The following is a 14,390-nucleotide window of genomic DNA, read 5'->3' on the forward strand; positions in this document are numbered from 1 at the left end:
ATTTGAGATGAAGCGGTCGCGAATTGAAGACATCCTTCCGTTGTCGCCCCTGCAGGAGGGGCTCCTCTTCCATGCACAGTTCGACGACGAAGCCGCAGACACGTACGTCGTCCAGCTCGTCATCTCCCTGCGCGGCACGGTCGACGGACCTGCACTGCGCACGGCAGTGAACGAGGTGCTGACCCGTCACGCCAACCTCCGGGTGGGCGTACAGCACCGCAAGACGGGGCAGCCCGTACAGCTGGTGATGCGCGACGTCGAGGTCCCCTGGCAGGACATCGACCTCACCCACCTCGCGCACGAGCAGCGCGCAGCCGAACTCGAACGCATCCTCGCGGAGGACCGCGGGCGCCGGTTCGACCTGGGCCGGGCCCCGCTGATCCGCTGCGCCCTCGTCCGGATGGCCGAGGACGACTACCGGTTCGTCTGGGCCAACCACCACATCCTGCTCGACGGATGGTCGAACGCGGTCCTGTTCCAAGAGCTGTTCAAGCTCTACCAGAGCCGAGGCGAAGCCCGCCTCACGCCGGTCACGCCGTACCGCGACTACCTCGCCTGGACCGCACGGCAGGACGGCGAGAGCGCGCGCAAGGAATGGGCGGCCGCACTCGACGGACTCCAGGACTCCACCCGCCTCGTACCCAACCCGGGTACGAGCCCGACCGAATCGTTCCCGCAACGCGCCACCTTCACGGTCGACGAACGCCTGACAAGCGCCCTCGCCGAACTGGCACGCACCCGGAACCTCACCTTCAACACGCTGATGCAGGGCGCCTGGGGCATCCTGCTGGGACGTCTCACCGGTCTGGAGGACGTGGTCTTCGGCACCACGGTCTCCGGACGCCCCCCGGAGCTCCCCGGCATCGAGACCATGGTCGGGCTGTTCATCAACACCCTGCCGGTCCGGGTACGACTCGACCCCGCACGGACCGTCGTCGAGGCCCTCGCGCGGCTTCAGGACGAGCAGGCACGTCTGATGCCCCACCAGCACCTCGGGCTCGCCGAAATCCAGAAGGCCGCGGGACGGACCGACCTCTTCGACACCGTGGTCGTATTCGAGAACTATCCGGTGGACGAGGCCGCGTCCGCCGGACTCGGTGTGGACCTCCAGGTCGCCGACGTCACGGGCCACGACGCGACCCACTATCCGCTGAGCCTCATGGTCCTTCCCGGACGCGAGCTCGTCCTGAACCTCGACTACCGCGAGGACGCCTTCGACCGGGCGGCCGTCGAACAGCTGGCGGCGCGACTCGTCCGACTCCTCGAAGCCGTCGTCGCCGCACCGGACACTGCGATCCGTGACCTCGACCTGCTCGGCCCGGCCGAACGGGAGCAGCTCCTCGCCCTGGGCCACGGAGCCACCACCCGGACCCCGCTCCCCACCGTGCCCGACCTCTTCCGGGCACAGGCGCAAGCCACCCCGGACGCCGTCGCCCTCACGGGCGGAGGAACGGAGATCACGTACGCCGAGCTGGACGCCCGGGCGGGCGCCCTGGCCCGCGAACTCGTCGCCCTGGGCGCGGGACCGGAACAGGCAGTCGCGATATGGATGGAACGCTCCACCGACCTCGTGGTCGCGCTGCTGGCCGTGCTCAAGACCGGCGCGTTCTACGTACCGCTGCACGACGGCTACCCGGCGGAGCGCCGCCGACTCGTCGTCGAGGACAGCCACGCCCGGCTGCTGCTGACGGACCGGCCGGAGGATGCGGCCGCATTTGCGGGCACGGCGGTCGTCGTCCATGCGGCGGACGGCACTGCGGCAGCAGCCGGCGAGGCCCGGAACGGCTCGGAGCCCCTCTTCGGTGCCCCCGCCGGTGCTGGCGCTCGTGCGGAGGCCGACGGCCTGGCGTACGTGATGTACACGTCCGGCTCCACGGGTGAGCCCAAGGGCGTTGCCGTCACGCACCGGGCCGTCGTCGACCTGGCCCTCGACCCGTCCTGGAAGAGCGGCCCCGAAGACCGCGTCCTCTTCCATGCACCGCACGCCTTCGACATCTCCGACTACGAGCTGTGGGTTCCGCTGCTCTCCGGGGCGCGGGTGGTCGTGGCTCCGACGGAGCCGATCGACTCGGCGGCCCTGAGGAAGCTCCTCACCCGGGAACGGATCACCTCCGTACACCTGACCGCCGGGCTCTTCCGCGTGATCGCCGAACAGGACGCGGACTGTTTCTCCGGCGTCCGTGAGGTGTTGACGGGTGGCGATGTGGTGTCGCCGGTGGCGGTGCGGCGGGTGGTGGAGGCGTGTCCGGGCACGGTGGTGCGGGTGCTGTACGGGCCGACGGAGATCACCTTGTGCGCGACGCAGTTCGAGGTTCCGGTGGGTTCGGTCGTGGGTGGGTCGGTGCCGATCGGTCGGCCGATGGACAACACGCGGGTGTACGTGCTGGACGGGGGGCTGTCTCCGGTTCCAGTGGGTGTGGCGGGTGAGTTGTACATTGCGGGGACGGGTGTGGCTCGTGGATATGTGGGGCGTGCGGGTCTGACGGCGGAGCGGTTCGTCGCGGACCCGTTCGCCACGGTGGCCGGGTCGCGGATGTACCGGACCGGTGACCTCGTGCGGTGGTCCGCGGACGGTGTTCTGGAGTTCATCGGGCGTGCTGACGGTCAGGTGAAGGTGCGGGGTTTCCGTATCGAGCCGGGCGAGATCGAAGCGGTGTTGGCGGATCACGGGCTGGTTGTGCAGAGCGCGGTCGTGGTGCGGGAGGACACGCCGGGCGACAAGCGCCTCACCGCCTACGTGGTGGCTACGACCGCGGACTTCGACGCTGCCGTCCTGCGTCGGCACGTGGCGGAGCGACTGCCGGACTACATGGTGCCCTCCGCGTTCATCACGCTGGACGAGCTGCCCCTCACACCGAACGGCAAGCTGGACCGGCGGGCGCTGCCGGCGCCGGAAGTCGCTTCCGGCACCACGTACAAGGGACCGCGCACGCCGCAGGAAGAGATCCTCTGCAAGCTGTTCGCCGAGGTCCTCGGTGTCGACGCCGTGTCGATCGATGACGGCTTCTTCGAGCTGGGCGGCGACAGCATCCTGTCGATCCAGCTGGTGGCACGGGCCCGGGCCGCCGGCCTGGTCCTCTCCGCACGGGACGTGTTCGAGCGGAAGACGGTGGCCGCCCTTGCCGTCCGCTCCCGTCACACGGCCGACCCCGGCGCGGGCGGATTCACTCCTTCAGATCTTCCCCTGGTCTCCCTGAACCAGGCGGAGATCGGGGTGGTGGAGGGGCGGTGGAAGGACATCTCGGACGTTCTTCCGTTGGCGCCTCTGCAGGAAGGTTTGCTCTTCCACGCTCTCTACGACGAGCAGGCGCTGGACGTCTACACGACGCAGTTGTCTTCGCTGGTGGAAGGGCCTTTGGACCGTGCGGCGCTGCGGGCCGCTGCGTCCGTGGTCGTGGACCGGCATGCGAATCTGCGCGCGGGCTTCGCGTACGAGGGCCTGCGGCAGCCGGTCCAGATCATCCCCAAGCAGGTCGACGTGCCCTGGGAAGAGGTCGACTTCCGCGCGGCGGACGTCGTCGCCCAGGAAGCCGCGGTCGAGGCATGGCTTGAGCAGGACCGGACGCGGCGCTTCGACCTGTCCGCCCCGCCGCTGCTGCGGTTCACGCTGATCCGCCTCGGTGACCAGCGGTTCCGGCTGGTCTTCACGAGCCACCACCTGCTGCTGGACGGGTGGTCCCTGCCCGTGCTGATGCGCGAGCTGATGACCGCGTACGTACAGGGCGGCCGCGGTGACGGCCTGGCGCGGGTGACGCCCTACCGGGACTACCTGGCGTGGGTGGCGCAGCAGGACCGTGGTGCGGCGGAGGAGGCGTGGCGGCGCTCTCTTGCGGGTGTGGAGGAAGCGACCCGGCTCGCCCCGGTGCGTGCGGGTCGGGTACCGGTGGCTCCTGAGAGGGTCACGGTGCGTGTGCCGGAGGAGTTGACGGCTGCGCTGACGGCTGCGGCCCGTAGCTGCGGGGTCACGTTGAACACCGCGGTCCAGCAGGCGTGGGCGGTGTTGCTCGGGCACATGACCGGCCGGGACGACGTGGTCTTCGGTGCGACGGTCGCCGGACGCCCGGCCCAGATCCCCGGCATCGAATCGATGGTCGGCCTGTTCATCAACACCGTGCCGGTACGGGTACGCCTCAAGCCTGCCGAGTCGGTACAGGAGGCGCTGGTGCGGCTCCAGGACGAACAGAGCGCCCTCCTGGCACACCAGCACCTCAAACTCACCGACATCCACAACCTGACCCCGGCCGACGAGCTCTTCGACACCGTCGTCGTGTTCGAGAACTACCCGGTCGAAGACTCGGCCGTGGAACAGGAGGCTTCCACCCTCAGCCTCACCCACGCCGAAGCACGGGATGCGACCCACTACCCACTCAGCCTGATGGTGATGCCGGGAGCCGGCATGCACCTGCGGCTCGACTACCGCCCCGATGCGTTCGACCGTCCCTCGGTGGAAGGCATCGCGGATCGCTTCGTCCGGATCCTCAAGGCGGTCGCGGCGAACGCCCGGCAGCTCGTCCGAGAAATCCCCCTGCAGAGCCAGGACGAACGCGAGCGGATCCTGACCGCTTGGAACGACACCGCGCATGCCGTGCCCGAGACCACGCTGCCGGATCTGTTCGAGCAGCAGGCCGCACGGACGCCCGACGCCCTGGCCGTCACCGGTGGCGGGACCCGGCTGACCTACGCGGAACTCAATGGGCGAGCGAACCGACTCGCCAGGCACCTCGCCGACCGGGGCGCCGGCCCCGAACGCCTCGTCGCCGTGGCAGCGCCCCGCTCGGTCGACCTCGTCGTCGCCCTGCTGGCCGTAGTGAAGACCGGCGCCGGCTACGTCCCCATCGACCCGGAATACCCCACCGAGCGCATCGCCCACATGCTCCGGGACGCCGACCCGGTCCTCGTCGTCACCCGGGCGGAAACGGCGGAGAAGCTGCCTGCGGAGGCCGCGGCCCACGTGAGCCGGCTCGTACTGGACGACCCGGCCACGCGGACCCTTCTGGAGGGCCAGGACCCCCGCGACCCCTCCGCCGACGAGCGCCGCCCGAACCGCCTGCTTCCGCAGCACACGGCCTACGTGATCTACACGTCCGGTTCCACCGGACGGCCCAAGGGCGTGGCCGTCTCCCATGCCGCGATCACCAATCGCCTGCTCTGGATGCAGAACGAATACGGTCTGGAGCCGACGGACCGAGTCCTCCAGAAGACCTCGTCCGCATTCGACGTATCCGTGTGGGAGTTCTTCTGGCCGCTCGTCGTCGGCGCCGCACTGGTCGTCGCCGCGGGCGGAGAACACAAGGACCCCGCCGCCCTCGCCGAGCTGATCCGTACCGAAAAGGTCACCACTGCACACTTCGTGCCGTCGATGCTGGGCGCCTTCCTCCAGCATCCCGACGCAGCCTCCTGCGCACCGCTGAAGAACCTCGTGTGCAGTGGTGAAGCGCTGTCCGTGGAGTTGAAGAACCAGGCGCTGCGCACGCTCGGTGGATCCGTCCACAACCTCTACGGCCCCACCGAGGCCGCGGTGGACGTCACGTTCTGGGAGTGCAAGGCGACCGACGACACCGTGCCGATCGGGCGCCCGGTGTGGAACACGCGCGTCTATGTGTTGGATGCGGGTTTGTCGCCGGTGCCGGTGGGTGTGGCGGGTGAGTTGTACATAGCGGGTGCGCAGTTGGCTCGTGGGTATGTGGGTCGTCCTGGTTTGACGGCGGAGCGGTTCGTTGCGGATCCGTTCGCGGTGGTGGCTGGGTCGCGGATGTATCGGACCGGTGATGTGGTGCGGTGGTCCGCGGACGGTGTTCTGGAGTTCGTGGGGCGTGCGGATGCCCAGGTGAAGGTGCGGGGTTTCCGCATCGAGCCGGGCGAGATCGAGGCCGTCCTGACCGGGCACGAATCGGTGGGCCAAGTCGTGGTCGTCGTACGGGAGGACCGTCCCGGCGACCGGCGACTGGTGGCGTACGCCGTGGCGGCGGATGACGATGCTCTCGATCCGGTCGTGTTGCGTGGGTTCGTGGGGGAGCGGTTGCCGGATTACATGGTGCCGTCGGCGTTCGTGGTGTTGGACGCGTTGCCGTTGACGCCGAACGGGAAGTTGGACCGTAGGGCGTTGCCGGTGCCTGAGGTTGCTTCTGGCGGGGGAGTGGGTAGGGGGCCGCGGACGCCGCACGAGGAAGTTTTGTGTGGGTTGTTCGCCGAGGTTCTTGGGCTTTCTGAGGTTTCCGTCGATGACGGGTTCTTCGAGTTGGGTGGCGACAGCATTTTGTCGATCCAGTTGGTGGCGCGGGCGCGGGCTGCTGGTCTGGTGTTTTCGCCGCGTGATGTGTTTGAGCGCAAGTCGGTGGCGGGTTTGGCCTCGGTGGTTGTTGTGTCCGAGGGTTCGGTGGTGGTGGAGGCCGAGGGTGCTGGGGTGGGTGTGGTGCCGTTGACGCCGGTGATGCACCAGGTTCGTGAACGGGGTGGCCCGTTGGCGGGGTTCTCGCAGTCGATGCTGGTGGGGGCGCCGGCGGGGCTGTCGTTGGAGGTGTTGACCGCGATGGTGGGGTCGGTCCTCGATCAGCATGACGGCCTACGGATGAAGGTCACCCAAGGCTCTGGCTCTCACTCTGGCTCTGATTCTGGCTCTGGCTCTGATTCTGGTTGGGGTTCGGGTTGGGGTTTGGAGGTGTTGCCGTCGGGTGGGGTGGATGCGGCGGGGTGTGTGCGTCGTGTGGATGTGTCGGGTGTTGTGGGTGTCGGGTGGGAGGAGGTGGTGTTGGCGGAGGCGGTTTCGGCGCGTGAGCGTTTGGATCCGTTGGTGGGTGTGATGGTGCAGGTGGTGTGGTTCGACGCGGGCGCTGGCACACCGGGTCGTGTGCTGTTGGTGTTGCATCACTTGGTTGTTGACGGGGTTTCTTGGCGTGTGTTGTTGCCGGATCTCGCGGCGGCGTGGGCTGCGCTTTCGGTGGGTGGTTCGGTGGTGTTGGAGCCGGTGGGGACTTCGTTCCGTGGCTGGGCTGGTCATTTGGTGCGGTTGGCTGGTTCGGCGGAGCGGGTTGCGGAGTTGGGTTTGTGGCGGGAGATGGTGGCGACTCCTGGTGTTCGGGTGGGGTCTCGTGGCTTGGATCCGGCGCGGGATACCGCTGGGGCGGTGCGGGGTGTGGTGGTGGAGTTGTCGCCGGAGGAGACCCGTCCGTTGTTGGGTGATGTGGCTTCTGTTTTCCGTGCGGGTGTTGAGGACGTGTTGTTGGCGGCACTTGCGTTGGCGGTGACGCGCTGGCGTGGTGGTTCTGCTGGTGGGGTGTTGGTGGAGTTGGAGGGGCACGGTCGGGAGGAAGTGGTGGAGGGGGTGGATCTGTCGCGGACGTTGGGTTGGTTTACCAGTGCGTATCCGTTGCGGATTGATCCTGGGGTTTTTGATGCGGGTGAGGTGTGGGCTGGTGGTGCCCAGGCTGGTGTGGTGTTGAAGCGGGTGAAGGAGCAGGTGCGGTCGGTTCCTGACCGTGGTCTGGGTTTTGGTTTGTTGCGGTATTTGAATGCCGAGACGGGTGCGGTGTTGGAGCGGGGGGCGCGGCCGGAGATCGGGTTCAACTATTTGGGCCGGTTCAGTGTGGGGGGTGGTGGTGCTTGGCAGATCGCTCCTGAGTCGGTGGCGTTGGGTAGTGGGTTGGATCCGCGGATGCCGGTTCCGCATGCGTTGGAGATCAATGCGGTGGTTCAGGATGCTGCGGCCGGTCCGTGTTTGCAGGTGTCTTGGTCGTGGGTGTCGGGTGTGCTTGACGAATCTGATGTCGTCGAGGTGTCCGGGTTGTTCGTCGACGCCCTGAAGGCGATCACTCGGCATGCGGCCGATCCCGACGCGGGTGGATACACACCCTCCGACCTTCCCCTGGTCTCCCTGAACCAGGCGGAGATCGGGGTGGTGGAGGGGCGGTGGAAGGACATCTCGGACGTTCTTCCGTTGGCGCCTCTGCAGGAAGGTTTGCTCTTCCACGCTCTCTACGACGAGCAGGCGCTGGACGTCTACACGACGCAGTTGTCTTCGCTGGTGGAAGGGCCTTTGGATCGTGCGGCGCTGCGGGCTGCTGCGTCCGTGGTCGTGGACCGACATGCGAATCTGCGCGCGGGCTTCATCCACGATGGTCTGCGGCAGCCGGTCCAGGTCATTCCCCGGAACGTGGAGCTCCCCTGGGAGGAGATCGACTTCTCGGGCCTGGACTCCGGCCGTCAGGAGACCGCTGTTGCCCAGTGGCTTGCGCAGGACCGGACGCGGCGCTTCGACCTGTCCGCCCCGCCGCTGCTGCGTTTCACGCTGATCTGCCTCGGTGACCAGCGGTTCCGGCTGGTCTTCACGAGCCACCACCTGCTGCTGGACGGCTGGTCCCTGCCCGTCCTGATGCGCGAGCTGTTCGTTGCCTACGGCCAGGGCGGGCACGGCGGAGACTTGGAACCCGTCACTCCCTACCGGGATTACCTGGCGTGGGTGACGGAGCAGGACCGTGGTGCGGCGGAGGAGGCGTGGCGGCGCTCTCTTGCGGGTGTGGAGGAAGCGACCCGGCTCGCCCCGGTGCGTGCGGGTCGGGTACCGGTGGCTCCCGAGAGGGTCACGGTGCGTGTGCCGGAAGAGTTGACGGCTGCGCTGACGGCTGCGGCCCGCAGCTGCGGGGTCACGTTGAACACGGTGGTCCAGCAGGCGTGGGCGGTGTTGCTCGGGCACATGACCGGCCGGGACGACGTGGTCTTCGGCGCGACGGTCGCCGGACGCCCGGCCCAGATCCCCGGCATCGAATCGATGGTCGGCCTGTTCATCAACACCGTGCCGGTACGCGTACGCCTGAAGCCTGCCGAAACCCTGACCGACGCACTCGTGCGACTCCAGGACGAACAGAGCGCCCTCCTGGCACACCAGCACCTCAAACTCACCGACATCCACAACCTGACCCCGGCCAACGAGCTCTTCGACACCGTGATCGTGTTCGAGAACTACCCGGTCGAGAACGAAGCCTTCGAACGGGCGACGTCCGCCCTCACCCTCACCCACGCCGAAGCCCACGACGCCAGCCACTACCCGATGAATCTGCGCGTCCTGCCCGGGGACAGCGTCGAGATCCGCATGGAATACGGACCCGACCTGTTCACCCGTGCAGCGGTGGAGGAACTCGGCAGTCGGCTCCTCCTCGTTCTCCGGGCCATCGCCGAAACCCCGCGGACCCCCGTGGGCCGTGTCGACATCCTCGACGCACAAGAGCGTGAGCACGTGCTCTCCGCCCTGCACGGCCGCCGTGACGTGGCGGAGTTCCGCGACGTCGTGGACAGGATCAGGGACGTCGCCCGCAGGCAGCCGGACGCGGTCGCCGTCACGGACGATGACGGAGACGTCACCTACGAGGCCCTGATGTCCCGAGCGAGCGCACTGTCCAGGCGCCTTGCGGAACGCGGAACAGGAGCGGGAGCACTCGTCGGAATCCTCTCCGACCCCGGCGCGCCGTTCGTGTGGTCGGTGCTGGGCGTGTTCGGCAGCCGAGCGGGCTACATCCCGCTGGACCCGCACGCCCCGAATGCGCGGAGCGCGACGTACCTCACCGACAGCGGTGCGGACTGCCTGCTGACGGAGAAGAAGCACCTTGAGCAGGCGCACGCCATCGCGGCTGCGTCGGGCGGCAACGTCGAGGTCCTGGTCATGGGCGACGAACAGGACGGGGCCGAGTGGTACCCGAGCCGATCCAGGACGTACGACATCGCGTACTCCATCTTCACTTCGGGTTCCACCGGGCGACCGAAGGGAGCGATGGTCCACCGGGCCGGCATGGAGAACCATCTCCTGGCGAAGATCGAGGACCTGCACCTTTCCGCAGCGGACCACGTCATGCAGAACGCGCCGCTGACCTTCAACATTTCGGTCTGGCAGATGTTCGCCGCGCTGATGCTCGGCGGGCGGATCCGCGTCGTCGACCGGACGGTCGCAGCAGACCCCCGGGAGCTGTTCCGGCGCGTGACCGACGAAGGCGTGTCCGTCCTGGAGGTCGTTCCCTCGCTCCTCCGGGCCGCCCTCGACCTGTGGGACGCCGAGGAAGTACAGCTCGAACTGCCGCGGCTCCGCTGGTTGGTCGTGACGGGTGAGCCGCTTCCGGGCAGCCTGTGCGAGCGATGGTTCGCGCGGTACCCGGAGATCCCGCTCGTCAATGCCTACGGATCGACGGAATGCTCGGACGACGTCTCGCACGCCGTCATCACGAGCGAGAAGTACGGTGCCGAGCAGAAGGTCACCATCGGCACCCCCATTCGAAACATACGGCTGTACATCCTGAACGAGGCTCTCCAGCCGGTCCCCCAGGGCATGCCGGGAGACCTGTACGTCAGCGGCGTGGGCGTCGGCCAGGGCTACATCGGGGACGCGACCCGCACGGCCGCCGCCTTCGTGGCCGACCCCTTCTCCGACGAACCCGGCGCACGGATGTACCGCATGGGCGACTACGTCAGGTGCCTCCCGGACGGCCGCCTGGAGTTCGTGGAGCGGCGGGACCACCAGGTCAAGATCCGCGGACAGCGGCTCGAACTCGGCGAGATCGAGATCTCCCTGGCGGAGCACGCCCTCGTGAGCCAGGCAGCTGTGGTCGTACGGGAGGACACCCCCGGCGACAAGCGGCTGGTGGCGTACGTGGTGCCGGGTGCCGGCGTGGCAACCGGCGCGCTCGACCCTGCTGTGCTGCGTGGGTTCGTGGCGGACCGGCTGCCGGACTACATGGTGCCGTCGGCTTTCGTCGTGCTCGACGCGCTGCCGTTGACGCCGAACGGAAAGCTGGACCGGCGGGCCCTGCCGGTCCCGGAGTACGCGGCGGGAGGCATGGGCCGTGGGCCGCGGTCGCCGCGGGAGGAGATCCTGTGCGGGCTGTTCGCCGAGGTCCTCGGCGTGGACGTCGTGTCGATCGATGACGGTTTCTTCGAGTTGGGTGGGCATTCGCTGCTGGCGACCCGCCTGGTGAGTCGGATCCGGTCCGTCCTCGGGGTCGAGGTGAGCATCCGGTCGTTGTTCGAGGCGCCGACCGTCGCGGGGTTGGTGGAGCGGCTCGAAGACGGTGGTCGGGTCCGGAACCCGCTGGAACAGCGGGTGCGGCCGGAGGTTCTTCCGGTGTCGTTCGCCCAGCGCCGTCTGTGGTTCCTGGGTCAGCTGGAAGGCGTCTCCGCGACGTACAACATTCCGCTCGTGCTGCGTCTGACGGGTGCGCTGGACGTGGAGGCGCTGCGGGCTTCGCTGGCGGACGTTGCGGGCCGGCACGAGAGCCTGCGGACGATGTTCCCGCAGGTGGACGGGGATCCGCGGCAGGAGATCTTGCAGGGTGCTGCGGGGGTTCCCGATGTCGTGGTGGAGTCCGTGCCGGCTGGTGGCGTTGCCGCAGCGGTGGCGGACGTGACGGGTGCCGGGTTCGATCTGCAGCGGGACCTGCCGTGGCGGGTGCGCCTGCTGGAGGTCACCGACGCGCCCGGCGAGTGGGTCCTGGTCATGGTGGTGCACCACATCGCAGCGGACGGCTGGTCGATGGCACCACTGGCCCGCAACCTTTCGCAGGCGTACGCGGCCCGCTGCCAGGGGCACGCCCCGGTGTGGCAGCCGCTTGGCGTGCAGTACGCGGATTACACGTTGTGGCAGCGCGAGGTCCTGGGTGACGAGGAGGACCCGGAGAGCGTGATCGCGGCCCAGGTCGCCTACTGGAAGCAGGCCCTGGCCGACCTGCCGGAGCAGCTTGAGCTGCCGGTCGACCACCCGCGTCCCGCCGTCGCATCGCACGAGGGTGCTGCGGTGGACGTCCGTGTTCCGGCGGAGGTGCATGCCCGGCTGGTGGAGCTGTCCCGCTCCTGCGGGGCGAGTGTCTTCATGACGGTGCAGGCGGCGCTCGCGGTGCTGCTGTCGAAGATGGGCGCCGGGGAGGACATTCCGATCGGCACGCCGATCGCCGGCCGCACCGACGACGCCCTGGACGATCTCGTCGGGTTCTTCGTGAACACGCTGGTCCTGCGGACCGACGTCTCGGGCGACCCGACGTTCCGCGAGGTCATTGAACGGGTCCGGGAAGCGGACCTGGCGGCGTACGCCCATCAGGACGTGCCGTTCGAGCGACTGGTGGAGATCCTCAACCCAGCGCGTTCCATGGCCCGCCACCCCCTCTTCCAGGTCTTGCTCGCCTTCCAGAACAACACCCGCCCGGACCTCGACCTGCCCGGCATCCAGACCCAGCCGGAGCCTGCTGACGGGGTGGCCGCCAGGTTCGACCTGTCGTTCAGCCTGGGGGAGACCCACGGCACCGACGGGAAGCCCGCAGGTCTTGAGGGACAGCTGGAATACCGCACCGACCTGTTCTCGGAGGAGACGGGCCGAGGACTCGTGGACCGTCTGGTGCGGGTCCTCAAGGCAGTCACCGCCGATCCCGATGCGGCGATTCGCTCTGTCAGCGTCCTCGGTGTCGAGGAGCGTCGGCGGGTGTTGGTGGAGTGGAACGACACGGTTCGTGGGGTTCCGGATGCCACGTTGCCGGAGCTGTTCGAGGCGCAGGTGGCGCGTACTCGCGATGCCGTTGCCGTGGTCTGCGGTGGGGTTGAGCTGTCGTATGGGGAGTTGAACGCTCGGGCGAATCGTTTGGCCCGGCATCTGGTGGCGTGTGGTGCGGGTCCGGAGCGTCTGGTGGCGGTGGCTTTGCCGCGGTCGGTGGATCTGTTCGTGGCGTTGCTCGCGGTGTTGAAGAGCGGTGCGGGTTATGTGCCGGTGGACCCGGAGTATCCGGCGGACCGGATCGCGTACATGCTCGCGGACGCAGAACCCGTGCTGGTGATCACTGATACGGACACGGCGGCTGTGCTGCCCCAGGACGTCGCCGCACCGTGCCTGCTGCTCGACGAGCCCGGAGTCCGGCATGCCGTTGCCGGCCGGGACGGCGCAGATCTGTCCGACAGTGATCGCTCGTATCCGGTGTTGCCTGCTCATCCGGCGTATGTGGTTTATACGTCGGGTTCGACGGGTCGGCCGAAGGGTGTGGTGGTGTCGCATGCGGGTGTGGCGAGTTTGTCGGGGACTCAGGTTGAGGGTCTGGGTGTGGGGTTGGGTGCCCGGGTTCTTCAGTTTGCTTCGGTGAGCTTTGACACGTCGGTCTGGGAGATCTGGATGGCGTTGTTGTCGGGTGCGGTGTTGGTGGTGCCGTTGTTGGAGGAGCGGGTCGCGGGTGAGGCGTTGTCGCGGTTCGTGGTGCGGCATGGGGTGACGCATGCGACGTTGCCGCCGGCGGTGTTGGAGGTGTTGGGGGAGGACGCTCTTCCTGCGGGTTTGACGTTGGTGTTGGCGGGCGAGGCGTCGTCGGCGGGGTTGGTTGGGCGGTGGGCTTCGGGGCGTCGGGTGTTCAACTCGTTCGGTCCGACGGAGACCACGGTGGACGTGACGTTGTGGGAGTGTCGGGCGGGCGATGGCACGGTGCCGATCGGGCGTCCGGTGTGGAACACGCGGGTGTATGTGTTGGACGCGGCGCTGTCGCCGGTGCCGGTGGGTGTGGCGGGTGAGTTGTATGTTGCGGGTGCTGGTCTGGCTCGGGGTTATGTGGGCCGTTCTGATCTGACGGCGGAGCGGTTCGTCGCGGACCCGTTCGCGGTGGTTGCGGGTTCGCGGATGTACCGGACGGGTGACGTGGTGCGGTGGTCCGCGGACGGGGTCCTGGAGTTCGTCGGCCGCGCCGATGCTCAGGTGAAGGTGCGGGGCTTCCGCATCGAGCCGGGCGAGATCGAAGCCGTACTCGCTGGTCACGAGCAGGTCGCCCAGGCGGCCGTCGTCGTACGGGAGGACCAGCCCGGCGACAAGCGACTCACCGCCTACGTCGTACCGACACACGATGCCTCTGCACACGACGTGCCGTGGAGCGCCGTCACCGCTGAACTGCGCAGTCACGTCCGTCGAAGCCTGCCGGACTACATGGTGCCGTCGGCCTTCGTCGTGCTGGACGGTCTGCCGTTGACGCCGAACGGAAAGCTGGACCGACGGGCCCTGCCGGCCCCCGAATACACGCCGGACGGTTCGGGACGGGCACCGCGGACCCCGCAGGAGGAGATCATGTGCGGTCTCTTCGCCGAGGTCCTCGGCGTGGAGTCGGTGACGATCGACGACAGCTTCTTCGACCTCGGCGGACACTCCTTGCTGGCGACCCGGCTCGTACGGCGGATCCGCACGGCACTGGGAGTGGAAGTCACCGTCCGGTCGCTGTTCGGCGCACCCACCGTGGCTCTCCTGGCGACGGAACTCGCTTCAGCAGCGACGGCGAAGGCGCGTCCCAAGCTGCGACGTATGCGCCCCCTTCCGGAAGACGGCGAATGACGCCGCTTTCCACATGAGTGGCGAGAGTGGCGGGGCCTGAGGAGGGCTCCACCGGCCCCGCCGGCTCGCA

Annotated in this window: 1 protein-coding gene; it reads left to right on the forward strand. The window is 68.2% G+C overall.

The genetic code is table 11. The annotated features are described in order from the left end of the window. Positions 1-7: 7 nt before the first annotated feature. Entirely contained in the window at positions 8-14,320 is a 14,313-nt protein-coding gene (locus OHA65_RS37680) for an amino acid adenylation domain-containing protein (protein ID WP_331736380.1), read from the forward strand. The last annotated feature ends 70 nt before the right edge of the window (positions 14,321-14,390 follow it).

This window comes from Streptomyces sp. NBC_00045 (assembly GCF_045041095.1).
GTDB lineage: Bacteria > Actinomycetota > Actinomycetes > Streptomycetales > Streptomycetaceae > Streptomyces.

Bases quoted from the DNA above. Each gene is read 5' to 3' on its own strand.
- OHA65_RS37680 (WP_331736380.1), top strand. From the start codon at position 8: ATGAAGCGGTCGCGAATTGAAGACATCCTTCCGTTGTCGCCCCTGCAG.